Annotated in this window: 25 protein-coding genes; 8 read left to right on the top strand and 17 right to left on the bottom strand. The window is 70.9% G+C overall.

Annotated features, from left to right (window positions below):
• Positions 1–2: 2 nt before the first annotated feature.
• Both ACOACQ_RS04720 and ACOACQ_RS04715 read right to left on the bottom strand, forming a co-directional pair.
• Positions 3–1325: a hypothetical protein gene (locus ACOACQ_RS04720; RefSeq protein WP_420287710.1), complete on the bottom strand. Its 1323-nt coding sequence runs from the start codon at positions 1323–1325 to the stop codon at positions 3–5.
• A complete protein-coding gene (locus ACOACQ_RS04715) occupies positions 1301–1900 on the bottom strand; it encodes a Maf family protein (protein ID WP_420287709.1) in 600 nt (199 codons plus the stop codon). The genes ACOACQ_RS04720 and ACOACQ_RS04715 overlap by 25 nt, the downstream gene beginning before the upstream one ends.
• Positions 1901–2000: 100 nt before the next feature.
• Here ACOACQ_RS04715 and ACOACQ_RS04710 point away from each other — a divergent pair, with 100 nt between their 5' ends.
• On the top strand, positions 2001–2528 hold the full coding sequence (locus ACOACQ_RS04710) for a sigma-70 family RNA polymerase sigma factor (protein WP_378600798.1): 528 nt from the start codon (positions 2001–2003) through the stop codon (positions 2526–2528).
• A complete protein-coding gene (locus tag ACOACQ_RS04705; protein ID WP_420287708.1) occupies positions 2521–3795 on the top strand; it encodes a hypothetical protein in 1275 nt (424 codons plus the stop codon). Before ACOACQ_RS04710 ends, ACOACQ_RS04705 begins: the two co-directional genes overlap by 8 nt.
• Positions 3796–3825: 30 nt before the next feature.
• On the opposite strand, the gene ACOACQ_RS04700 is transcribed toward ACOACQ_RS04705, so the two are convergent.
• Positions 3826–4278, bottom strand: coding sequence for an SRPBCC family protein (locus tag ACOACQ_RS04700; protein WP_378600791.1), 453 nt, complete (start codon positions 4276–4278; stop codon positions 3826–3828).
• Between the two features lie 35 nt (positions 4279–4313).
• On the opposite strand from ACOACQ_RS04700, the gene ACOACQ_RS04695 reads away from it, so the two are divergent.
• Complete coding sequence (locus ACOACQ_RS04695; RefSeq protein WP_378600789.1) at positions 4314–4529, top strand: hypothetical protein; 216 nt, start codon at positions 4314–4316, stop codon at positions 4527–4529.
• 21 nt (positions 4530–4550) lie between these two features.
• Here the strand turns inward: ACOACQ_RS04695 and ACOACQ_RS04690 are convergent, their stop codons facing one another.
• The gene (locus ACOACQ_RS04690; protein ID WP_420287707.1) at positions 4551–4871 is read right to left on the bottom strand and encodes a hypothetical protein; all 321 of its coding nucleotides are present in this window, start codon (positions 4869–4871) and stop codon (positions 4551–4553) included.
• Positions 4872–4950: 79 nt separating this feature from the next.
• On the opposite strand from ACOACQ_RS04690, the gene ACOACQ_RS04685 reads away from it, so the two are divergent.
• Complete coding sequence (locus ACOACQ_RS04685; protein ID WP_378600784.1) at positions 4951–5595, top strand: LysE family translocator; 645 nt, start codon at positions 4951–4953, stop codon at positions 5593–5595.
• 49 nt (positions 5596–5644) lie between these two features.
• Complete coding sequence (locus ACOACQ_RS04680) at positions 5645–7456, top strand: CocE/NonD family hydrolase (protein ID WP_420287706.1); 1812 nt, start codon at positions 5645–5647, stop codon at positions 7454–7456.
• A 3-nt stretch (positions 7457–7459) separates the two neighbouring features.
• On the opposite strand, the gene ACOACQ_RS04675 is transcribed toward ACOACQ_RS04680, so the two are convergent.
• From ACOACQ_RS04675 to ACOACQ_RS04660, 4 genes are read right to left on the bottom strand one after another with little or no spacing between them, the layout of a single operon-like run.
• Positions 7460–8272 (bottom strand): ABC transporter permease, encoded by an 813-nt coding sequence (locus ACOACQ_RS04675; RefSeq protein ID WP_378600775.1) that lies wholly within the window; start codon positions 8270–8272, stop codon positions 7460–7462.
• Positions 8269–9069, bottom strand: coding sequence for an ABC transporter permease (locus ACOACQ_RS04670; protein WP_378600772.1), 801 nt, complete (start codon positions 9067–9069; stop codon positions 8269–8271). Before ACOACQ_RS04670 ends, ACOACQ_RS04675 begins: the two co-directional genes overlap by 4 nt.
• An 18-nt stretch (positions 9070–9087) precedes the next feature.
• Positions 9088–9921: an ABC transporter ATP-binding protein gene (locus ACOACQ_RS04665; RefSeq protein WP_378600769.1), complete on the bottom strand. Its 834-nt coding sequence runs from the start codon at positions 9919–9921 to the stop codon at positions 9088–9090.
• Between the two features lie 3 nt (positions 9922–9924).
• Entirely contained in the window at positions 9925–11028 is a 1104-nt protein-coding gene (locus ACOACQ_RS04660; protein ID WP_378600766.1) for an ABC transporter substrate-binding protein, read from the bottom strand.
• Positions 11029–11196: 168 nt separating this feature from the next.
• Here ACOACQ_RS04660 and ACOACQ_RS04655 point away from each other — a divergent pair, with 168 nt between their 5' ends.
• From ACOACQ_RS04655 to xdhC, 3 genes are read left to right on the top strand one after another with little or no spacing between them, the layout of a single operon-like run.
• Positions 11197–12615 (top strand): xanthine dehydrogenase small subunit, encoded by a 1419-nt coding sequence (locus tag ACOACQ_RS04655; RefSeq protein WP_420287705.1) that lies wholly within the window; start codon positions 11197–11199, stop codon positions 12613–12615.
• The gene (gene xdhB / locus ACOACQ_RS04650) at positions 12612–14864 is read left to right on the top strand and encodes a xanthine dehydrogenase molybdopterin binding subunit (protein ID WP_420287704.1); all 2253 of its coding nucleotides are present in this window, start codon (positions 12612–12614) and stop codon (positions 14862–14864) included. The genes ACOACQ_RS04655 and xdhB overlap by 4 nt, the downstream gene beginning before the upstream one ends.
• A gap of 1 nt (position 14865) precedes the next feature.
• Positions 14866–15702: a xanthine dehydrogenase accessory protein XdhC gene (gene xdhC, locus ACOACQ_RS04645; protein ID WP_420287703.1), complete on the top strand. Its 837-nt coding sequence runs from the start codon at positions 14866–14868 to the stop codon at positions 15700–15702.
• Here xdhC and ACOACQ_RS04640 read toward each other — a convergent pair.
• The 9 genes from ACOACQ_RS04640 to ACOACQ_RS04600 form a co-directional block, all read right to left on the bottom strand.
• On the bottom strand, positions 15655–16149 hold the full coding sequence (locus tag ACOACQ_RS04640) for a nucleoside deaminase (RefSeq protein WP_378600757.1): 495 nt from the start codon (positions 16147–16149) through the stop codon (positions 15655–15657). The genes xdhC and ACOACQ_RS04640 overlap by 48 nt on opposite strands.
• Before the next feature lie 10 nt (positions 16150–16159).
• Positions 16160–17002 carry a MurR/RpiR family transcriptional regulator gene (locus ACOACQ_RS04635; protein ID WP_420287702.1) on the bottom strand — a complete coding sequence of 281 codons (843 nt, stop codon included), beginning with the start codon at positions 17000–17002 and terminating at the stop codon, positions 16160–16162.
• Positions 16992–18230 carry an allantoate amidohydrolase gene (locus ACOACQ_RS04630; protein ID WP_420287701.1) on the bottom strand — a complete coding sequence of 413 codons (1239 nt, stop codon included), beginning with the start codon at positions 18228–18230 and terminating at the stop codon, positions 16992–16994. Before ACOACQ_RS04630 ends, ACOACQ_RS04635 begins: the two co-directional genes overlap by 11 nt.
• Entirely contained in the window at positions 18227–19456 is a 1230-nt protein-coding gene (locus ACOACQ_RS04625) for a pyridoxal-phosphate-dependent aminotransferase family protein (RefSeq protein ID WP_420287700.1), read from the bottom strand. The genes ACOACQ_RS04630 and ACOACQ_RS04625 overlap by 4 nt, the downstream gene beginning before the upstream one ends.
• Entirely contained in the window at positions 19456–20829 is a 1374-nt protein-coding gene (gene allB / locus ACOACQ_RS04620) for an allantoinase AllB (protein ID WP_378600745.1), read from the bottom strand. Before allB ends, ACOACQ_RS04625 begins: the two co-directional genes overlap by 1 nt.
• Positions 20830–20833: 4 nt before the next feature.
• Positions 20834–21721 (bottom strand): factor-independent urate hydroxylase, encoded by an 888-nt coding sequence (gene pucL / locus ACOACQ_RS04615; protein WP_378600742.1) that lies wholly within the window; start codon positions 21719–21721, stop codon positions 20834–20836.
• Entirely contained in the window at positions 21721–22038 is a 318-nt protein-coding gene (gene uraH / locus ACOACQ_RS04610; protein WP_378600739.1) for a hydroxyisourate hydrolase, read from the bottom strand. Before uraH ends, pucL begins: the two co-directional genes overlap by 1 nt.
• Positions 22035–22553, bottom strand: a complete 519-nt coding sequence (uraD, locus tag ACOACQ_RS04605) for a 2-oxo-4-hydroxy-4-carboxy-5-ureidoimidazoline decarboxylase (protein WP_378600736.1) — start codon at positions 22551–22553, stop codon at positions 22035–22037. Before uraD ends, uraH begins: the two co-directional genes overlap by 4 nt.
• A 104-nt stretch (positions 22554–22657) precedes the next feature.
• A complete protein-coding gene (locus ACOACQ_RS04600) occupies positions 22658–23587 on the bottom strand; it encodes a threonine/serine dehydratase (protein WP_378600733.1) in 930 nt (309 codons plus the stop codon).
• Positions 23588–23605 lie beyond the last annotated feature (18 nt).

Below are 23605 nucleotides of genomic sequence, written 5' to 3'. Positions count from 1 at the left end.
GCTCAGCGGCGGTGTCGCCCACGCTTCACGTGGTGGTGGACCTTGTTGAGCAGGAACAACAGGGCCGCGACGATCGCCAGGCCGCCGGCGACCACCAGCTCCACGGCAGGTCCGTCGTCGGAGACCTTCGGCGCTGGTGGGGCGGCCACGACCGGCGCCTGCAGGGTGCCGTCGACGAGACGTGAACCGGCTTGGGGACCGATCAGGCCGTCGAGCTCGGTGTACGCAGGAACACCGTCCTGGGCCTCGCCGCTCCGCACCAGGGTGACGGTCGCGGGCACGCTCAGCGCTGCGTTCTCCGGTGAGGTCTCGGCGGTGCCGTCCGCGGCCGTGCCGGTCCAGCGGATCACGACGTAGTGGATCCCCGCGAGGGTCGCGGTGTTGATGCCGGCGTCGTAGCTGTCCCGGTTCGGGTAGGCGACCACGTGCGACTGCGCACCCGTGCGGAAGCGCCCGGTCCCGCCGACCCAGTCGGCGGGCTTGCGGTCAGCGAACGAGACCTGGCTGGTGCCGAGCATCGGGCCGACGACCTGCACGCTGATCCCGTCGGTCGCCGGAGCGTCCTTGGGCAGTACGGCGTCGAGCTGCGCCGCGAGCGACTGGTCCCAGTCGAGCGGGATCGCCAGGACGAGAGTTCGTCCAGGCCGCAGCTCCAGGCCGAACGTGCCGTCGCGAACCACCGGCGCATTGGTCGGCGTGGTCCCCAGGGGCAGGTCGCGCGCGGGATCCGCCGGGGTCAACGGGGTCCACGCCGGCTCCTCGGGCAACGGCAGCACGTCGAACGAGTACGACGACAGGGCCGGCTCCTCGAACACGAGGATCTCGAAGGGCAGGTCGGCATCGGCCGTTTCGATGGGTGCCCCCACCGACAGGTAGAGGCCCTCGGCGGTCGCACACTCGTGGTCGGGCACGTCGGTCCAGGTCGACACGGTGGTGAACAGCACGGGGGCCGGCTCGCCGAGGGTCGGCCGGAACACGCCGCCGCTGCCGCACCCCTGGTCACCGGGCGTCGTACCGACCTTGAGGCGGATGCCCTCGCCGATCGAGTTGCCGGAGCCGACGTACAACGCCCCGACGTGGAAGGTGGTGCCCGGTGCGGTGCGGGGGAGCCGGTAGTGGAGCTCGCCGGTGGCCGGTAGCCGGTCGAGATAGCGGCCGGTGGTGATGACCGGCGCCTGCGACGCATCAGGGGTGCCGGTGACCGGCGTGCCGGCAAGCGCGGGACCTGGATCGTCATCGGCACCGGAAGGCGCTGCCGCCAGGAGCGGCACCAGGAAGGCCGCGAGGAGCGCTGTCCGGGTCAGTGGGCCCACAGGTCGGTCCATCGGTGCCCGAGCTCCCGGACCAGGCCACGCACCAGCGGCAGGCTGACACCGACGACGTTGTGGTGGTCGCCCTCGATGCGCGTGACGAAGCCGCCGCCGAGTCCGTCGACGGTGAAGGCTCCGGCGACGTGGAGCGGCTCACCGGTCGCGACGTACGCCGCGATCTCCTCGTCGGTGACGTCCGCGAAGTGCACGGTCGTGGACGCCGTGGCAGCCACCTGTTGTCCCGAGGCGACGTCGCGCAGGCAGTGGCCGGTGTGCAGGACACCCGAGCGTCCGCGCATGGCCTCCCAGCGACGGATGGCGTCGGCGGCGTCGTCCGGCTTGCCGAGGGCTTCGCCGTCCAGCTCGAGGACCGAGTCACAACCGAGCACGAGGGCCTCGCCGGGCAGGTCGGCGCTGGCGGCCACGGCGCCGCACTTCAGCTCGGCCAGCCGCAGGGCGAGCTCGGCCGGCGGGACACCCACCACCTGCGACTCGTCGACGCCCGACACGATCACCTGCGGGTCGAAACCTGCGCTCCGCAGGGTCGCCAGGCGGGCGGGGGATGCGGACGCGAGCACGAGCACAGGCACGGCCCCCACCCTACGAGGTGGCCTGCGGCCGCCGGACGCAACCTTTCGGCCCGCTCGCGAGTCGTGGGGGTGAAAGACTTCGCGCGACCTGGGAGGTGCCGTGGACGGTCCACACGATCGGCTGGCCGATGATCCGATTCGTCGGTGCTTCGACGTCTCCTACCGCCGACTCGTCGGCCAGCTGTACGGCGTCTGCGGCAGCCTGGCCGAGGCCGAGGAGGCGGTCGCCGAAGCCTTCGCCCGGGCGGTGGCCGCCCGCCGCACGTTCGAGCGGGTCGACGAACCCGAGGCCTGGCTGCGCACCGTCGCGGTCAACGTCGCGCGGACCCGGCACCGTCGGCGACTGATGGGCGACCGGCTGCACCGCCGCAACGGCGGGCCCGCCGAGGGACGGGTGCCTGAGCTCACCGACGACCGGCTCACCCTCGTGGCGGCGCTCCGGTCCCTTCCCCAGCAGCAGCGCGAAGCGCTGGCGCTGCACTACCTCGCCGACCTCCCCGTTGCGGAGGTCGCCGCGACCCTCGGCGTGCCGGTCGGCACCGTCAAGGCGCGGCTCAGTCGCGGACGCACCGCGCTGGCCGCGGTCCTGGGCGCCGAGGCCACTGTCAACGGAGGTTCCCGTGGCTGACATCGAGCAGATCCTCAACGGCGAACGCGGCGACGTCGCGCGCCTGGCCGCCGACGCCGCCCAGGTGCCGGACTTCGACACCCTGGCGCGGCGCGGTCGTGGTCGTCGTACGCGACGACAGGCGGGGGCTCTCGCCGCGGCAGCGCTGGCCGTGGCCGGCATCGTCGGGGTCGTCCAGGTGTTCGGCAACGGGGATGGCGACGTACGGCCCGGGCCGGCCGAGACCCCGTCCCAGACCCCGTCCCAGGCCCCGTCGCAGGCGCCGACCGAAGCGGTCGACGACCCGAGCCAGGCGGAGCTCGCCGGTGTCGTCGACGCCGACGACGCGTCGATGTACTCGATGGCCGTGACGCCGGGCGACCCCGGATCGATGGCCACCCTCTGGCAGTGGGAGGACCAGCGCTGGGTGCTGGCCTGGACCTCGGACGGGTTCGCCACGCGTTCCCTGCGGGCCGTGCCCAGCGGTTCGAGCGTCACACCCGCCGCCGACGGCACCTTCGTCCTCCGCGAGGGCTGGGAGGGCGCCGCGTTGCGGATCATCGACGGCGATGACGTCGGAGACCCGATCGACGTGTCCCTCGACGAATCGCCCGTGGGCGCCGGTGAGGTCCCGTTCGTGCTGGTCCCGGAGACGGGTGGATCCTCGCTGGTGGCGGTCAGCGCTGACGGAGAGGCACACACCGTCCCCGTGCCCGCCGCCCTCGACAGCCTCCAGTCCTTCGGCAACCGGCTGGCCGGCTTCGTGTACGGCGACGGGCTCGCCTACCACTGGTCCGACGACGGTGGCGCGACCTGGCAGGACGCCGACCCGGGCCCGGGCGAGTTCCCGCCGCTGGTGGTCCAGTCGGCCATCGGGCAGGACCACGCGATCTTCGAGGGCGGCGACGGTGCCACGTTGTTCCCCTTCGTGGCGATCCGTACGGCGAGCGCAGCGGCCCCTGCGCAGTGGACCCGGACGGAGGCGGAGAAGGACGGCGACCACGTCACCCTGGGTGGTGCGTGGAACGAGGACGGCGAGATCCGCGTCCTCGCGAGTCGCTGGAACTCCGAGGACCGGCTCGTGGACGCCGGCGTGTGGCGCGTCGTCGGGGGAGCGCTGGAGAAGGTCACCAGCAACCACCCCGAGATCTCCGACCAGAGTGACATCGGCGCCCTCGCCTTCGAGTACGTCGACGGTCCGGTGGTGTGGCTGCCCGGAAAGGGCCCCGGCGAGGTGTGGCGGACCACCGACGGCGGCGCGACCTGGGAGCGGTTCGCGGCGCGGTGAGCCCCGCCCGGACGGGTCAGGCCTGAGGGGTCAGGCCTCGGCGGCTGCCTTGATCCGCTCGAGCGTCTGCTGCACGCCGGCGTTCAGGGTCTCCAGGAACGACTCCTGGCCGCCGAAGAACCCGTCGGTCAGCTCGCGCGACAGGTCCGAGATGCCGTCCGGGGTGTCGCGGGTCTGCGTGAGCAGGGTGCCCTCGCCGTCGGCCTGGAGGCGGAACGACCAGATGGCCCAGTTCTCCGCGACCTTGAAGGACAGCTCGCGCTCCGGATCGAAGCTGACGATCTCGGCGTGCGTCGTCCATTCCAGCTCGCCCTCGCGGTTGCGGTTGGTGAACTCGGCGCCGAGGCCGAGATCGAATCCGGAGCGCAACCGGGTCGACGTCACCTGCGGGCTCCACTCGGGCATCCGGCAGACGTCACTGACGAGTTCCCACACACGCGCCGGCGGAGCGGCGATCCGGACGGACTGTTCGAGATCAGACATGCCGACACACTAGGCGCGCGGTGTCACCATGGGGCATGACCAAGGACACAGGGCTCGGCAGCGGGATCTGGAGCGATGCGCGGAAGGTGCGCGTCACCAAGGGCAAGGTCGAGGCGCCGGTGCGTGCCAATGGAACCGATGGCATCCAGATCGGCAGCTACAAGCTGCCGGCTTCCAGCCCGAAGCCGGCGGGCGAACGCAAGCCCGGTCTGCTCGCGCGGCTGTTCGCGCGGTTGTCCAAGCGGCGCTGAGCGCCCGGGCGACCCCGCGGCTCAGGCCGAGCGCGTGGCCTGGCGGTGCGCGCGTCGTACCAGCTCGACGACGGAGACGTCCTGGCCGAGCGTCCCCGAGCTCGCCTGGCGGTCCATCCACATCGCCGCGTCGAGGGTGTCGGTCGCCAGCTGGCGGAGGTCGTCGGTGCTGAGCTCGCCGTACGTCGACTCGGTGACCGTCGCCGTGAAGGTGCTGGTCGGGCCCTCGAGCCACCAGGTCCGGATCAGGCCGAAGGTGGGGCCTTCGTGCAGGCGGGAACCCGGGTCCTCGTTCGCGTGCTCCTCGGCGCTGGTGACGCACCACGGCGGACAGGTCGTCATGGGGGACCCTTCGGCCCCGACCATCGGCGGCTGAGGGAAACGAAGTCGCGATCTCGTGAGCGGTGACGGATACTTGCTCATGCCCTCGTCCAGCCAGCTCGCCGCCTTCGCGATCGCGTCGATCCTGTTCATCCAGGTGCCGGGACCGAGCCTCCTGTTCACGATCGGCCGGGCTCTCACGGTCGGCCGCCGCGACGCGCTGCTCTCGGTCGTGGGCAACGCCCTCGGCCTGGTGGCCCAGGTCGTGCTCGTCGCGCTCGGACTGGGCGCGGTCGTGGCTGCGTCGGCCACCGCCTTCACGATCATCAAGCTCGTGGGTGCGGCCTACGTCGTCTACCTCGGCGTCCAGGCGATCCGGCACCGTGCGGATGCGCGGGCCGCGCTCGCGCAGGCGGGCGTGGGCGGTGGCACCCCGGCCGGTGACCTCAGGTCGGTGCGCACCGGGTTCGTGGTGGGTGCGACCAACCCGAAGACCATCGTGTTCTTCGTGGCGTTCCTGCCGCAGTTCATCGACTCCTCGGCCGCGGCTGCGCCCCAGCTGGTGCTCCTCGGCGTGCTGTTCGGCGTGATGGCCATCGCCTCCGACACCTGTTGGGCGCTGGCCGCGAGTCGCGCCCGCGACTGGTTCGCGCGCAAGCCCGAGCGCCTCGACACGCTGGGTGCTGCGGGTGGCGTGATGATGGTCGGCCTCGGCGCCGCCCTGGTCACCACCAACAACCACTGAGCCGTCCCGGTCGGCGTAACGGGCGTCACGTGCAACTCGTTCTACTTGCGTGAAGCGCACCCTCAGCAGCCTGGCCACGCTCGTCCTGCTCGCGGTCCTGGCACCGCTTGCCTCGGGAGTCGCCGGCGGCCCGGCCGCGGCCGCGACGCCCTTCGTGAAGACCACCTTGTACTTCAAGGTGGTCGTCGGACCGGCGAACAACCAGGTCTGCGACATCGTCGGTGACCTCTACGTCCCGAACGCCGCCAGCGCCACCAACCGAATGCCGGCGGTGCTCACCACGAACGGCTTCGGTGGCTCGAAGGACGACCAGGCCACCCCTGCGGCTGCCTTCGCCGAGCGCGGCTACGTGGTGCTGGCGTACTCCGGGCTCGGCTTCGGCGGGTCGAGCTGCAAGATCACCCTCGACGACCCGGACTACGACGGCAAGGCCGCGAGCCAGCTGGTCAGCTACCTGGGCGGCTCGGGCGGGATCGCCTTCCTCGACGCCGCGCACACGAAGCCGGCGCCGGCGCTGACCGTCGTGAAGAAGGATGCCCGTGACCACAACGGGATCGCGCGAAGCAACGACCCGCGGGTGGGGACCTTCGGGGGTTCGTACGGTGGCGGGGTCCAGTTCGCGGTGGCGTCGGTGGACGCCCGCGTGGACGCCCTGGTCCCGTTCGTCACCTGGAACGACCTCAGCTACAGCCTCGGGCCGAACAACACCGCGCAGACGAAGGGTGTCTCCACCTCGGTGCCCGGCGCCGCCAAGCTGATGTGGGCACTCGGGTTCGCCGTCGTCGGCGTGACCGGCGAGCTGCAGAACCAGCAGGTCCCGCCGGACCTGCCGTGTCCCAACTTCGCTGACTTCGTCTGTCCGGCGTTGCTGACGGCCGGGGCCACCGGCTTCCTGCAGCCGGGCGACATCGCCGCTCTGCGCCACGCGTCCGTGGCGTCGTACATCGCGAAGGTGAAGGTCCCGACCCTGCTCGTGCAGGGCGAACGGGACACGCTCTTCAACCTCAACGAGGCCGCCGCCACCTATCGCGCGCTGCAGGCCCAGGGCACCGAGACGAAGATGATCTGGCAGCAGGGCGGCCACTCCGGTGACTCCGCCCCCGGAGAGGTGAACTGGACGGACCCGTCGCAGGGCTACACGTCGGGTCGGGTCATCGGCTGGTTCGAGCGCCACCTCAAGGGACTGCCGGTGAGCACCGGCCCGGAGTTCGCGTACTTCCGCGACTGGGCCTCCTACTCAGGCAACGCCGCGCCTGCCTACGCGACGGCGACCGCCTTCCCCGTCGGGACGACGCGCACCTGGCGACTCTCGGGCACCGGCAACCTGGTGACCGGGGCGACGCCGTCGGCTGCTGGCAGCAAGTCCTTCCTCACCACGGCCGCCGGGTTGCCCACGCGACTGGACGAGATGGACGTCTTCGGCAGCGTGCTCGGGCCGATCAGCTCTGCGGTCAAGGACCTGCCCGGCACGTACGCCGCCTGGTCCACACCGTCCTTGACCGCCCCGTTGCGTGTTGCGGGCTCGCCGAAGGTCAACGTGAAGGTCGGTGCGCCGACGGCAGCCCTGACCCAGGCACTCGGCCCGATCGGTCAGCTCGTGCTGTTCGTCAAGGTGGTCGACGTGGCACCTGACGGCACCGCGACGATGATCAACGGCCTCGAGGCCCCGGTGCGGGTGCCTGACGTCAACAAGCCGTTCACTGTGACGCTCCCGGCGATCGTGCACCAGTTCGCCGCCGGTCACCAGGTCCGCCTGGTCGTGGCCGGCGGGTCGATCAACTACCGCGGCGGAGTGGTGGCCGCACCGGTGACCATCGCCTCCGGGTCGGCGCAGACGCTGAGCCTGCCGGTGGTGCCGTAGGGCTCAGGCCTGTTGCTGGCTCATCCCCATCCGGGCGAGCACGACGTTCTCCAGCAGCTGCACGAGGTTGTAGAGGACGAGGGTGATCGCGGTGATGATCGCGACCGAGGCCCACAGGTCGTCGAACTTCGCGGCGGCGTTGAACTTCTGGATCGAACCGCCGATGCCTTGGCCGGTCGAGAGCCACTCGGCGAGCAGCGCTCCCGTGACCGCCCCCGGGACGGAGACCCGGGCCGCGGCGAACAGGGAGGGCAAGGCCCCCGGGATCGAGACCTTGCGCAGCGCGGTGAGGTTCCCGCCGCCGTACACGTGGACGAGGTCGAGGCTCTCGCGGCTGGCCCGGCTCAGTCCGAACAAGGCGGAGGCAAGCGCGGGGAACAGCACCACGATGCTGCCGATGGTCGCCACCGAGGCGGTCGAGCCGCGGCCGGTGATCAGGATGATGACGGGCGAGATCGACACCAGCGGCACGCTGCGCAGCAGCAGCGCCAGCGGCATCACGCTCGCCTCGACGACCTTCGACAGCGAGAAGCAGACGGCCAGCACGATGGCGATCGACAGGCCCACGACGAAGCCCAGCGCGGAGTCCTGGAGGGTCTGGACCATCAGCGGCTGCATGGACGCGCGGTGATCGGCGGCCAGTCGTCCGGGCGCGGCACCGGCCTCGTCCACGAACAGGAACCGGAAGACGTCGAGCGGCCCCTTGGCGACGTACGGCGAGACGCCGGCGAAGCTGACCACGGCCTGCCACAGGGCGAGCACGATGAGCAGGGTGGCCAGGGCGTTGACCAGGGAGCGACCGATGGCGCGGGTCATCGGGCGCTCCGTCCTGCCACCCAGGGAGTGATCAGCCGCGCGATCAGCCCGAACGCGGCGTACCCGATGAGGGCGACGAGCGCACACAGCAGGAACACCGCCCACACCCGGACCGAGTCGAGTGAGCCCTGGAGCCGGATGAGGGTGATGCCGACGCTGCGGTCCGTGGCGCCGAGGTACTCACCGAGGACCGCGCCCAGCAGGGAGGTCGGTACGGCGACCTGGAGCGCGTTGAGGATGGCCGGCAGGGCGGAGAGCAGGCGGACCTTGAGTAGCTGGCGGAGGCGTCCGCCCCCGAAGACGCGGACGACGTCGAGGCTGGCCCGGTCGGCCGCCTTGAACCCGAGCAGCGCGCCGACCACGGTGGTGAAGAAGACCGACAGGGCTGCCAGGAAGATGGCCGTCTTCGACGGGTCGCCCGGTGTGTTCGCACCTCCGAGCGCGACGATCGCGATGCCGCCGACCGCCACGATCGGCAGGCAGTAGGTCACGACGGCGATCTGGACCACGACCGGTTCGATCCGCGGCACCAGCAACACCGTGGCCGCCAGGAGCAGCGCGAGGCCGTTGCCCCACAGGAAGCCGATGGCGGCCTCGTGGATGGTGACCGAGAAGAAGTCCCAGTAGGCAGAGAAGCCGTCATCGATGATCTGGCGGAACACCGCCAGCGGGGACGGGACGGGGTCGTAGGTGGTGCCGGCGTCCGGGCGGAACGCGAGCGCGGAGAACAGCCACCAGGCGGCGACCAGTCCGACGCAGCCGAGGACGGTCGCCAGCCAGCCGGGAATCCTGATCACGACCACCTCATGATGCGCTCATGACTCGGCGTCCGCGCGCCCGTCGGCACCGAACAGGATCTCCGAGGCCTGGTCGACGAGGGCGTGGAACTCGGGGGTCCGCATCATCTCGGGGGTGCGTGGCCGCGGCAGGTCGACGTCGATGATCGCCTTGATCCGGCCGGGCCGCGGCGACATCACCGCCACCTGGTCGGACAGGAAGATCGCCTCCGAGATGCCGTGCGTGACGAGCAGCGTGGTGGCCGGCTTCTCGGTCCAGATCCGCAGCAGCTCGAGGTTGAGGTTCTGGCGGGTCATGTCGTCGAGTGCGCCGAACGGCTCGTCGAGCAGCAGGACCGACGGCTTGAGCGCGAGGGCGCGGGCGATCGACACCCGCTGGCGCATGCCGCCGGACAGTTGCGCCGGCAGGCTCTTCTCGAAGCCACGCAGTCCGACGAGGTCGATCAGCTCCTCGATGTAGGCCGTGTCGACGGTGCGCCCGGCGACCTCGTAGGGCAGCCGGATGTTCTTGGTGACGCTGCGCCACGGCAGCAGCGCGTGGTCCTGGAAGGCGATGCCCAGCTCACTGCCCCGGCGCAGCTCGGCAGGCGTCTTCCCGTCCACCAGTGCCGTGCCGGCGCTCGGCTGCTCCAGGTCGGCGAGGATCCGCAGGATCGTCGACTTCCCGCAACCGGACGGGCCGAGCAGGGCGAGGAACGAGCCGACGTCGGTGTGGAGGTCGGCGTCCTCGAGCGCGTTGACCGTGCGGCCGCGGCCGACCTTGAACGTCTTGCTGAGTCCGGTCACCTGGATGCCGGTGCCCGGCGCCTGGGGGCGCGGGGCACCGGCATCGGCGGTTGCTTCGAGATCCATGGGTTACGGAAGGTATCCCTTTAGGTCCGGGTTCTCCTCGTAGATCTCGTCGATGATGGTCGTGTCGAAGAGGTCCTCGACGCTGACCTTCCAGCCGGCCGCCGCGAGCGACTCGACGGTCTGCGCCTTGAGCTCGTCGGTGATGGTGAACAGCCCGTTCGCCTCGGTGTCCGGAGTGGAGATCAGCAGCTTCTGCGCGTCCAGCCCGAGACCGGTCTTCTTCGGATCCAGTGCGCCGAACACGGCCTCGAGGCCCTCGGCGTTGTCGGAGGCGGCCTTGTTGTAGAACTCGGTGATCACGCCGACGGTGTCGGCGGTCGGGCTCTTGAAGACGTCGGTCCAGCCCTTGATCTCGGCGATCAGGAAGTCCTTGAGGAGCTCCTTGTTCTCGGCGAGGTACTGGTCGGTGACGCTGAAGGTCTCCGCGACGTACGGCACGCCGTTGTCGGCGTACGGCAGGTTGGTCACCTCGTGGCCCGCGAGCTCGACGGTGATCGCCTCGTTGGTCAGGTAGGCCATGAAGCCGTCGACCTTGCCCTCCATGAGGGGGGTCGGGTCGAAGTCGACGGGCACGACCTCGACCTCGTCCTTCGAGATGCCGTTGGCGTTCAGGATGGCCTCGAACACGCTCGCGTTGGAGTCCTGGACACCGATCTTCTTGCCCTTGAGGTCGGCGGGCGTCTTGATGTCACCGCCGTCCTTGAGGGACAGGATCGTGAACGGGTTCTTCTGGAACGTCGCGCCGATGATCTTCAGCGGGGCGTCCTCGTTGGCGATCGCGGCTCCGATCGATGCGGCATCGCTGAGCGCCACCTGCACGGTGCCGCTGAGCAGCTTCGCCACGCCGGTGTCGGGGCCCGAGATGCCGTTGACGGCGCTGAAGCCCGCGTCGTCGTAGTAGCCCTTGTCGTAGGCGTAGAACTCGCCGGCGAACTCCTCGTTCTTGATCCAGGAGTACTGGACGCTGATCTCGCCGTGGCCACTGCCTTCGTCGGCATCGTCACTGCCGCAGGCCGTGAGGCCGAGCATGCCGACGGTGGCCACCATCGTGGCCGCCATGATCCGGAAGCGCCGGCGCGCGTGCGGGCGAGGGGACGGGTGGGTCATGTGTTCTCCTGCGTGGGCTGGCTTCGGGACCGGTCCGAGATGCAACAGCAGTTGCTGATCAGTGACGCTATGAGCGCAGCGTTTCAGTGCTGTCGCCGTGGGTTTCGGGACGGTTAATTCGTTCGAGCTGGACCCGAAGGCATGGGGAGCGGGCCTACGGTGGGGGTGATGAGCACCGACCCGGCCGCCAATCTGCCGCAGGCTCCCGTCACCGTCAACGGGACCGTCCGGTCGTTCGCTGCTGCCGGCCCGGCGCTCAACGCCCTTGACTGGCTGCGCGGCATCGGGCTGACCGGTGCCAAGGAGGGATGTGCGGAGGGCGAGTGCGGCGCCTGCGCCGTCCTGATCGCCCGCCCGGGCGTCGACGCGCCGACGGAGTGGACGGCCGTCAACGCCTGCCTCATCCCGGCGGCGGCCCTGGCCGACCAGGAGGTGCTGACCTCGGAGGGTCTGGGTACTCCCGACGCGTTGCACCCCGTGCAGTGCGAGATCGCCGGTCGCGGCGGTTCCCAGTGCGGTTACTGCACGCCGGGCTTCGTCTGCAGCATGGCGGCGGAGTACTACCGGCCCGGGCGGGTGGAGTTCGACCACCACGCGCTGTCCGGCAACCTGTGCCGCTGCACCGGCTATCGCCCGATCGTCGACGCCGCCGAAGCGCTGGGCCATCCGGTCGAGGGCGACCGCTTCCTCTCCCGTACGGCGGAGCCGACTCCTGCGGCGCCCGCGCGCCGTGCGCCCGGGTGGGTGCGCCCCGGCTCCCTCGACGAGGCCTTGACCGCACTCGGCGAACCGGGAGCGGTCGCCCTCGCGGGGTCGACCGACCTCGGGGTCGAGGCCAACCTGCGGGGAGCGCGTCCGGCGCTCCTGGTGGCGATCGACCAGCTGGACGAGCTGCGCGTGCTGGAGGAGCGGGACGACGTCGTGGAGATCGGCGCGGCCCTGTCGCTGTCGGAGGTAGAGCGGCAGCTCGCGGGCCGGATCCCCTTGCTGGACGCGGTGTTCCCGCAGTTCGCTTCGCGGCTGATCCGCAACGGCGCGACGATCGGCGGCAACCTCGGCACGGCCTCGCCGATCGGTGACCTGCCGCCGGCGCTGCTCGCGCTGTCTGCGGAGATCGTGCTCGTCTCCCGCGCGGGGGAGCGCGTCGTGCCGCTGGCCGACTACTTCACCGGCTACCGGAAGACCGTGCGGCGGGAGGACGAGCTGATCGCCCGGGTCCGGATTCCCCTGCCGCTCGCCCCGGCTGCTGCGTTCCACAAGATCGCGAAGCGGCGGTTCGACGACATCTCGTCGGTCGCGGTCGCCTTCGCGGTCGAGGTGCTGGACGGCGCAGTGGCACGTGCCGCGATCGGGTTGGGTGGCGTGGCTGCCACGCCGATCCGGGCCACGGCGACGGAGGCTGCGCTGGTGGGCCAACCCTGGTCGGCGGCGACGGTGCGGGCCGCGGCGGAGGTGCTGGCCGGGGAAGGGACGCCACTCGATGACCATCGCGCCAGTGCGGCGTACCGCAAGGCGATGCTGGGGCAGTCACTACTTGGATTCGAGGCTCGCTGGCGCTCGCACCTCAACCAGCGGGAGGAACGATGATCGGCCGGCCGATTCCGCACGAAGCCGCGGCGCTGCACGTCACCGGTCGCGCGCTCTACACGGACGACGTCGCCGCCCGGACTCCCGGGCTGCTGCACGCGCACCCCGTCCAGGCGCCCCACGCACACGCCCGGATCACCCGCCTGGACGTTGCCCCCGCCCTCGACGTCCCAGGAGTCGTGCGGGTCCTGACCGCCGAGGACGTGCCGGGCGTCAACGACGCGGGCACCAAGCACGACGAGCCGCTGTTCCCCGACGAGGTGATGTTCTTCGGGCACGCGGTGGCGTGGGTGCTGGCCGACGACCTGGAGAGCGCGCGCCTCGGCGCGCTCGCCGTCGAGGTCGACTACGAACCATTGCCGTCGATCATCGAGGTCACCGATGCGATCGCCCAGGACAGCTTCCAGGGTGCGCGGCCGCGGCTCGAGCGCGGTGACGTCGACGCGGGATTCGCGGCCAGCAGTCACGTGTTCGAGGGCGAGATCGAGTTCGCAGGACAGGAGCACTTCTACCTCGAGACGCACGCGTCGCTGGCGAGCATCGACGACGACGGCCAGGTGTTCGTGCAGTGCAGCACCCAGCACCCGACCGAGACGCAGGAGATCGTGGCCCACGTCCTCGGCCTCGCCAGCCACCAGGTGACGGTGCAGTGCCTGCGGATGGGCGGAGGATTCGGCGGCAAGGAGATGCAGCCCCACGGATTCGCGGCGATCGCGGCGCTCGGTGCCCGGCTCACCGGTCGTCCCGTCCGGGTGCGGCTGACCCGCCAGCAGGACATGACGATGACCGGCAAGCGGCACGGCTTCCACGCGTCGTGGAAGGTCGGGTTCGACGACGACGGGCACCTGCAGGCGCTGATTGCGACACTCACCTCGGACGGTGGCTGGAGCCTGGACCTGTCCGAGCCCGTCCTCTCGCGCGCGCTGTGCCACATCGACAACGCCTACTGGATCCCTCACCTGGCGGTGGACGGCCGGATCGCGCGCACCCACAAGACCTCGCAGACCGCGTTCCGCGGCTTCGGTGGCCCGCAGGGGATGCTCGTGATCGAGGACATCCTGGGACGAGTGGCACCCACCCTCGGCATCGAGGCGCACGAGCTGCGACGGCGCAACTTCTACGTCGACGAGCAGCCGACGCCGTACGGACAGCCGGTGCGGCACGCCGCTCGTCTCGACCGCGCCTGGCAGCAGGTCCTCGACACCAGTGACTTCGCCAAGCGGCGTGACGACATCGCGAGCCACAACGCCCAGAACCCCGATTCCAGGCGGGGTCTGGCGATCACGCCGGTGAAGTTCGGGATCTCCTTCAACTTCACGTCGTTCAACCAGGGCGGGGCGCTCGTGCACGTCTACAAGGACGGCTCGGTGCTGATCAACCACGGCGGCACGGAGATGGGCCAGGGCCTGCACACCAAGATGCTGCAGGTCGCCGCCACCGCGCTGGGGCTGCCGATCGAGCGGGTCCGGCTGGCGCCGACGCGCACCGACAAGGTGCCGAACACGTCCGCCACTGCGGCCAGCTCGGGCGCCGACCTCAACGGCGCTGCGGTGAAGGACGCGTGCGAGCAGATCCTGGCGCGGCTCGCACCGGTCCGCGAGCGCCTCGCCCCCGAGACGTCGTGGGAAGAGCTTGTCCGGACCGCCTACTTCGACCGGATCCAGCTCTGGGCCGCCGGCTTCTACCGGACGCCCGGCCTGAGCTGGGACGTGTCGACGATGACCGGCAACCCCTTCAAGTACTTCGCGTACGGCGTCGCCGCGGCCGAGGTCGAGGTCGACGGCTTCACCGGTGCCTACCGGGTGACCCGGGTCGACATCGTCCACGACGTCGGCGACAGCCTCTCCCCGCTGGTCGACCTCGGGCAGATCGAGGGCGGGTTCGTGCAGGGCGTCGGCTGGCTCACGCTCGAGGACCTGCGGTGGGACGGCTCCGCCGGCCCGTCGCGCGGCCGGCTCGCGACCCAGTCGGCGTCGACGTACAAGCTGCCGAGCCTCTCGGAGATGCCGATCGACCTCCGGGTCGCACTGCTCGAGCACGCGGCCGACGACGGCGCGGTCTACGGATCGAAGGCCGTCGGCGAGCCGCCCCTGATGCTGGCGTTCGCCGTGCGAGAGGCGTTGCGGGAGGCGGTCGCGGCGTTCGGGCCCGACGGTGCGGCCGTGGAGCTCGCGTCGCCGGCGACTCCAGAAGCCGTCTACTGGGCCATCCAGGCGACGAAGGCCCGAGCAGGGAAGGCGCAGGTGTGACATGGACTGGCTCCGCGCGCTCCAGCACCTTCGTGACACCCGGACGCCGTGCGTCCTGGTCACCGTCGCCGAGGTCCGCGGCCATGCCCCACGGGAAGCAGGCGCCAAGCTCGTGGTCAGCGCGACGGAGACCTGGGGGAGCGTCGGCGGCGGCAACCTCGAGGAGGCCGCCGTACGACGGGCGCGCGTCCTGCTGGCCGACGGCACCGTGACACCGGTGACCGAGCGCCACGACCTCTCGGACAAGGCGCCCCTGGAACACGGGGTGCAGTGCTGCGGGGGCGAGGTCACCCTGCTGCTCGAGCCGGTGGGCGTGCTGGCGTCGTACGCGATCTTCGGGATGGGCCACGTGGGGTTCGAGCTGGCGTTGCTGCTGGGGCGCCACGACCTCGAGCTGCACCTGGTCGACTCCCGGGCCGACCAGCTCGACGACGCGCGACTGGCGCCGCTGCTGATCGGACCGGCCGACGTCCACGTGCACCGGGTTCCCGTGCTCCCGGAGCTGGTCATCGCCGAGCTGCCGCGCGGCACGCACGCCCTGGTGCTGACCCACGACCACGCCGAGGACCTCGCGCTGCTCGACGCGCTGCTGCGCTCCGACGTGCCCGGTTCGATCGGCCTGATCGGCTCGTCGGCGAAGTGGGTGCGGTTCCGGTCGAAGCTGGCCGACCTGGGTCACTCGCCGGAGGTGATCGGAAGGATCCGCACACCCATCGGCGATCCCGCGGTCACGGGCATCCACAGCAAGAAGCCGGCCGCGATCGCGCTGGCCGTCGCCGCAGAGCTCCTGTCAGTACGCAGTCCGCTTCTCGTGGGCGAGCCACGCGTCGAAAGGTGACGACGCGTTGTCCGGGCGCAGGTTGTCGATGTCCATCGACCACTCCGACCTCGGTCGATCGAAGAGCTCGTAGAACTCCCGGTCGTCGAAGCCGCCGCGGGCCGCGTCCTCGCGGTCGGCCGCGTAGACGACGCGGTCCAGCCGGGCCCACAACGAGGCCGAGAGGCACAGCGGGCACGGCTCGCACGAGGTGTAGAGCGAGCAGCCGGCGAGGCTGAACGAGCCGATCGCCGTACACGCCGCGCGGATCGCCATCACCTCCGCGTGGGCGGTCGGGTCGAGGTCGCGGGTGACGCGGTTCTGGCCGAACGCGATCAGCTTGCCGTCCTGGACGATGACCGCGCCGAAGGGCCCGCCACCGTCGTCGACGTTGGCGGTCGCGAGCTCGACCGCGCGGGCCAGCCAGGCTGCGTCCTTGTTCAGGTCGTCGTTCGGGTCGCCGGTCACTGGTCGCCTCTCATTCCACTTCACCGAGTTGTTCGTAAGTCTCGCTGATCCGGCGCACGCGGGCGCTCCCGGTACGACGACACGCGGCGAGCACGCCGTCGGCCAGCACGCTGACCAGCGCCATCGGTGCGGCATAGCTGTCGAACGCCAGCGCGTGCTGCAACGGGCACTCCAGCCAGATGCTTGCGTGGGAGGCGTGCGCCACGGCCGTCGGGTCGCCGACGAGTACGACGGTCGCGCCGGTCGCGTGCGCAGCCGCGAGGAAGGCCGCGAAGTGCTGCGGCCGGCGACGGAAGCCGACGACCACGATCACGTCGGCGGCCCCGAGCCCGACCAGTTCCTCGCCGGTCGTCTGGCCCGGCACGGGGGCGATCCGGACGTCGTCGCGGGCCTGGGCGAGCTGCTCGCGCAGGTGCAGGGCGACGGGGTAGCTGTTGCGCCAGCCGACCACGAGCACCCGCTCGGCCAGGGCGACCAGGCCGGCGACCTCGGGCAGCCGGGGATGCCCGACGGCGCGCAGGATCGCGGCCTGCTCGGCTGCCGCCAACGTCTCCGGGTCCGGGGCGCCGTCGATCCGACGGGGCTCGCCGGTCGCCCGCAGCCCGCGCAGGTGCTCGCGCACCTCGTCGAAGTCTGCGAACCCCAGGCTGCGGAACAGTCGGCTCATCGTCGCCCGCGACACCCCGGCGAGCTCGGCCAGCTCCGCGGCGCGGTACGTCGCGAGGTCGTCGAGGTGCTCCAGCAGGGTGCCGGCTGCCCGGCGCTCCTGGGGGCTCAGCTCGTCATGGCGTTCGGCGATCCGCTCGTCGATCCGCTGGCTGGCCTGCTGGCCGGTCCGCTGTTCAGCCGCCATGGTCGGCCTTCCACGTCGCAGCCACCTCGAGCACCGCCTGCTCGAACGCGTCGATCCCGCGTGCGACGTCGATCTCGCGCACACCTTCGTCGGGGTGGTGGCTGATGCCGTCATGGCACCGGACGAAGAGCATGCCGATGTCGGCGATCGCCGCGATCGCCATCGCGTCGTGCCCGGCGCGGCTCCACAGGCCCATCGGGTTCGGGTCGCCGGTGCTGCGAATGCCCGCAACCACGGCGTTCTGGAGCCATCCGGCGCACGGCGCGGCCGGCGCCTCGTGGTTCATGACGACGTCGAGGCGGAGGTCGCGCGCCGTACAGATCCGCTTGAGCTCTGCTTCCACCTGCGCCCACGACGCGTCACGTTCCTCGTCGGTCGCGGCGCGCAGGTCCAGGCTCAGGTCGGCGCGCCCGGCGATCACGTTGACCGCACCGGGGAGCACCTCGATCCGCCCGACGGTCGCGATCGTCCCGGCTGCCCTGGCCAGTCGCTCCACGGCCACGATCATCTCGCTGGCGCCGACCAGTGCGTCCCTCCTGCGTTCGTACGGCGTCCCGCCGGCGTGCCGCGCTTCGCCGGTCACCGTGATCCGGAACCGCCGGGCGCCCGCGATCGTCGTGACGTACCCGAGTGACGCGTCGGCCGCTTCCAGGTAGGGACCCTGCTCGATGTGCGCCTCGAGGTAGCCGACGAGGTCCTCGGGGCGCCGGGCAGCGTCGCCGACCTGCCGTGGGTCGAGCCCGAACTCCAGGAAGGCCTGGTGCAGCGTGATCCCGTTGCGATCGCGCAGGTCCCACCAGTCCTCGTCCCAGGTGCCCGCCACGGCCTGGCTGCCGAGCAGGGCCTTGCCGAACCGCGCGCCCTCCTCGTCGCTGAAGCCGATCACCTCGAGCGCGAACGGGAGCTCGGTGTCGCGCAGCCGCTCGGCGACCGCGATCGCCATCACCACGCCGAGCATCCCGTCGAAGCTGCCGGCGTCGGGGACGGTGTCGAGGTGGGAGCCGAGGAGCAGCGCCGGCAAGCCGGGCGTCGCGCCTTCGCGGCGGCCGTAGACGTTGCCCGCGGCGTCCTGCCACACGTGGAGCCCGGCGTCGCGCATCCACCGTCCGGCCAGGGCATTCGCCGCGCGGTGCTGCGGGGTCAGGTGGGTGCGTTCGAGCCAGGTCTCGGAGGCGGAGATGACGTCGAGCTCCGAGCAGCGGGCGAGGGTGATCTCGGCCGTCGTCATGGTCGTGCCTCGGAATAGACCGCCTGGGCCGCCGTGACCCCGCCGCCGGCCGGGACGCCGACGTCAGCCGTGCGCAGCGCGTGCTCGAGCGCGGCGAGCGTCGTGAGGACCGCATCCTTGCGGGCGTTGTAACCCATCGTGCCGATCCGCCAGACCTTGCCGTGGAGAGGGCCGAACGACGTACCGATCTCGATGCCGAAGTCGTCCAACAGGCTGGCCCTGACCGCGTCCCCACCGGCCGGGCCGAGCTTCTCCGGGATCTCGACGGCGACCACGTTGTGCATCTTGTGGGTGACGTCGCCGAAGACGCTGAGCCCCAGGCCCTGCACGCCCTCGAGCATCGCCCGCCCGTGCAGTGCGTGCCGGGCGACGGAGGCGTCGATGCCCTCGGCCGCCAGCAGGCGCGCGCACTCGCGGGCGGCGTACAACATCGAGGTGGCCTCGGTGTGGTGGTTGAGCCGGCGCGGGCCCCAGTAGTCCATGACCATGGCGAGGTCGAAGTAGTTGGACGCGATCGGTCGGCCGACTGCCTCGTCAGAGGCCTCACGGATGCCCGCCTCGACGTGGCGGCGGGCGTTGATCACGTCGGCCGCCTTCGGAGAGATGGTGATCGGCGCGCTGCCCGACGGGCCACCGAGGCACTTCTGCAGGCCGGCGGTCGCGATGTCGAGGCCCCAGGCGTCGGATCGGAACTCGTTGCCACCCAGCGACGCCGTGGCGTCGCAGTAGAACAGGACGTCGTGCTCGCGGCAGATCGCGCCGATGTCCTCCAGCGGCTGGCACATCGTGGTCGACGTGTCTCCCTGGACGCAGGCCAGGACCTTCGGTCGCACCTCGCGTACGGCGGCCTCGATCGCCTCCGGTGCGAAAACCTCACCCCACGGCACCTCGATGGTGTGCACCTCAGCGCCACAGCGCTGCGCGATCTCGGTGAGCAGGTGGCCGAACCGCCCGAACACCGGCACCAGCACTCGATCACCGGGCTCGATCAGGGACACCAATGCGGCCTCGATGCCCGCGCGGGACGTGCCGTCGACGAGGAAGGTCTGCTCGTTGTCCGTGTCGAAGACCTCGCGGTAGAGGTCCATCACCTCGTTCATCGTGGCCGTCATGAACGGGTCGAACTGCCCCACCAGCGGCGCGGCCATCGCGCGCAGCACCCGCGGGTCGACACTGATCGGGCCCGGGCCCATCAGCAGCCGTGGCGGGGGAGCGATCTCGTCCATCAGTCGGTCCTCTGCAGTTGTGGCCTGGCGAGCATCTGTCCGGTGGCTGCGTTGATCTGCGGATCGTCGCCGAGCAGGCGGCCCCGCAGCAGCGTGTGGGTCACCGCGCCGTCGTACTTCTGTCCGTCGTAGGCGGAGATCGGGTTGCGATGTGCGAGGTGCGCAACGTCGACCTCCCACGCCACGGTGTCGTGGACGGCCAGGTCGGCGTTCGTCCCGACTGCGATGCGGCCCCGGTCACTCAGGCCCACCAGGTCGGCGGTGTTGCGGGCCATCCAGCGACTCACCTGCTCCAGCCCGATCCCTCGGGAGCGGGCCTCGTGGGCGACGGCGGCGAAGCCCACCTGCAGGCCGGAGATGCCGCCCCAGGCCACCTGGAGGTTGCCGTCGCCGGCGCACTTGAGGTCGACGGTGGAGGGGGAGTGGTCGCTCACGATCGTGTCGATGACGCCGGACTGCAGCGCCTGCCAGAGCTCGTTGCGGTTGCCCTCGTCGCGGATCGGCGGGCAGCACTTGAACTCCGGCGCGGCATCGGGGATCTGCTCGGCCGCGAAGCAGAGGTAGTGCGGGCAGGTCTCGACCGTGACCCGCAGCCCCTCGGCCCGCGCGTCCGCGAGCAGGTCGAGGGATCGCGCGCTCGACAGGTGCAGGACGTGCACCCGACAACCCGTCTCGCGGGCACCGTCGAGCAGGTGCCGGATCGCCGTGGTCTCGGCTTCGGGAGGACGGCTCAACAGGAAGTCGGAGTAGGCCCGGCTGGAGTGCTTGGGTGCTGCCTCGAGTACGGCGGCGTCCTCCGCGTGCACGATCAGCAGCCCGTCGAACGCGGCGATCTCGGTGAGCGCTGCGGTCAGCTGGGCGGGACCGAGGTGCGGGAACTCGTCGACCCCGGACGGCGCCAGGAAGCACTTGAAGCCGAAGACACCCTCGTCCCAGAGGGCTTCGAGGGAGCCGAGGCTGTCGGGCACGGCGCCGCCCCAGAAGCCGACGTCGACGCTGAGCTGCCCCGTCGCTGCTGCCCGTTTGGCTGCGAGGGCATCGACGGTCGTGGTCGAGGGGATCGAGTTCAGCGGCATGTCGACCAGCGTCGTGACACCGCCGAGTGCGGCCGCCCGAGTCGCTGTGGCGAAGCCCTCCCAGGCAGTGCGACCCGGCTCGTTGACGTGCACGTGCGTGTCGACGATGCCGGGGAGCAGGTGCGCGGTGTCGGGTAGCTCGAGGACGTCGCCGGTTGGCGGGGCGTCGTACGACGCGATGGCGGTGATGACGCCGTCGTCGATCACCAGCGTGGCGGGGACGAACGCGTCGCCGACCAGCACCTGCCGGCCGCGGACGGCGTCGTACGTCACCGGTTCGGCCATCCGATCAGCCATCCGGTCAGCCTGCGATCCCGGCCCAGGCCCGTGGCTCGGTGGTGTCGTTGCGCGAGAGCGTTGCCGAGATCAGCCCGTACGGCCGGTCGGCAGCGAAGAACACCTCGCCCGGGTTGTCGAGCTCGAACGGCGCGAGGTCGACGAGGAAGTGGTGCTTGTTGGGGCAGGAGATCCGGATCTCCGCGACCTCCGGGCAGGCATCCAGCGTGGCCCTGCCCATCGCGTGGATCGTCTGCTGGAGGGCGAGGCTGTGGGTGGTCGCGAAGGCATCGAGGAGGGCAGTGCGGACCGCCGCGTGCGCGACGTCCCAGTTCACGTCGAGCGGGTCGTAGCGCCAGGTCGCCGAGACACTGGTCGCGAGAATCCGGTCGTTGGTCTCGCCGAGTGAGGTGTAGCGGTCGCGGGGGAAGCCGTGGAACTCGCTGCCCGTGCTCTTGAGCACGACCAGGTCACTGAGCCCGGCGAGCACGAAGGTCTCGTCGCCGTACGTCTGCACCCAGGCAGTCCGGGTGGCCTCGCCGGTGCGCACGAAGGAGTGGCCGTTGGCGGCAAGCCGGTTCCATGCGAACTGCTCGGCGTGGAACCACGTGCCGCTCACCCACGGCTGCTCGCGCCAGTGGTCGGCGAGCACGAGCAGGAACTCCTCGGGGGACTCGACGCCGTGCTCGCGGGCCAGCGCGTAGACGGTGTTCTTCTGGGTGTCGGTCGCATGCACGTGGGCGTTGTCGCCCTCGGTGTAGGCGGTCTCGAAGTCGCCGCGCAGCTGCGTGGTGACGTTGAGGTCGTGGAGGACGTGCTGCTCGGTGTCCCGGTCGACCTTCACGAGCCGGCACTCCGCCTTGCCGTGCTGGAGGTCGGACAGCACGTAGCTCGAGCCGTCGTTGTCGCTCATCAGCTGCCCCGGTAGGTCGTGTAGGAGAACGGACTGAGCAGCAACGCCACGTGGTAGTGCTCCTGGCCCGGCTCGACGGTGAAGTGCAGCGTCACCCCGGGATAGAAGGTCTTGCGCTGCTGCTTGGCGAACCAGGGTCCGGTCGCGAAGGTCAGCCGGTAGTCGCCGGGGGCGAGGTCCGCGTCGAACCGGACCCGCCCGTCCGCATCGGTCACCGCTTCGGCCAGTGCAGCGTCCACCGACGTCAGGAGTACGGCGATGCCGGCTGCCGGTCGTCCGAGGGCGGCGTCGAGCACGTGGGTGGAGCAGGTGCTCACCGAATGACCTCCCGGTCATCGGTGCTGAGAAGGTCGGCCAGGCGCAGCAGCGCGATCTCGCCCAGCTGCTGCCGGGTCACCTCGAGTTCGGTCACGGGGTCATTGTCGAGGCGCTGCTCGAGCAGCGCCAGCATCTCCGCGCCGGTACGCCCCTTGGCCCGCACCAGGTAGATCCGGTCGAACCGTTCCTCGTAGCGGGCGTTGCCGTCACGCAGGCGTTCGGCGAGGTCCTGGTCGGTGGCGTCCACCCCTGCCTGCTCGTTGCGTGAGTGCTCTGCGGTGGCGCTGTCCGGCGCAGGTCGTTCACCGATCCGCGGATGGTCGGCCAGTGCGGCCTCGACGTCGGCCGGCGCCCACCCCACTACCTGGGCGCGGCCGGCGTCGAGAAGCTGGGTCGTGTCGTCGTACGGACGACCGGAGGCGAGGTCGGTGACCCAGGAATCGATGGCCACGCAGGCGCGGAGCGCGGCCTCGACCTCGGCGTCGGGCAGCGCATTGAACTCCTCGATCCGCACGCTGCCCCCTGTCCCTTGGTGCCCCGGTCTTCGCCTGTGGAGACTGAAACTAGATCCTCCCGGTCACAGGCTCGCGAAACAATCGTTTCAGCGACATTACGTGTCTAGAGGGTGGAGGGGTCCGTGTTCGCACCGCAGAGCACGACGACGAACCTCTCGGCCGCTGCGGGTACGTAGGCGCCGCTGGTGAGGGCAGCGAAGGCGGTGGCGGCTCCGTGCTCGACGACGATCCGGTAGGTGTCCCAGAGGATCCGCCGCGCTCGGGTGATGTCGTCGTCGGTCACGAGGACGGACTGCACACCCGTGCGCGTGGCGACGTCGAAGGCGATGTCGCCGATGCGTCGCGCACCCAGGGAGTCCACGGCGATGCCGGACACGTCCACGTCGGTCGGCCTGCCTTCGGCCAGGGCCGTGTGCAACGTCGGGATGGTCAGCGGCTCGACCCCGACCACCCTGGCCCGGCCCTCGGTCGCCGCCGCGACGCCGGCCATCAGCCCGCCGCCACCGACAGCGAGGACGATCGTGTCCACCTCCTGGAGGTCCTCGAGGACCTCCAGGCCCAGGGTGCCTGCTCCCGCCACGATCGCCGGTTGGTCGTAGGCGTGGCAGTAGACCGCGCCGGTGGCTTCCGCGTGCTTGATGGCCGCCTCGTAGGCCATCGCGTACTCCGTCCCGCGGAGCACCACCTGCGCGCCGTACGTGCGAAGCTTCTCGACCTTCACGGCCGGCGCGTTCTCCGGGACGAAGACCGTCGCCGACACGCCGAGAGCAGCGGCCGCGAACGCATTCGCCAACCCGGCGTTGCCGCCCGACGCCACGACGACGCCGACCTTCGGGTCCAGGCTGCCGTCCTCGGCCGCACCGAGGATCCGGTTGAACGCCCCGCGCGCCTTGAACGTGCCCGTGTGCTGGAGGTGCTCCAGCTTGAACCAGCCCGCGCCGCCGAAGCCTGCGTCCATCGTCAGGAGCGGAGTACGACGCACGCGCCCCGCGATGCGTTCCCGGGCCGCCTCGACGTCGGTGCGGGTGATCATCGCTGCTGCCTTCTGCTG

Origin of the sequence: Nocardioides sp. CPCC 206347 (assembly GCF_048654605.1) — a bacterium.
Classification (GTDB): domain Bacteria; phylum Actinomycetota; class Actinomycetes; order Propionibacteriales; family Nocardioidaceae; genus Nocardioides.
The sequence above is the reverse complement of the archived record's forward strand: the minus strand, read 5'-3'. Positions and strand labels throughout refer to the sequence as shown.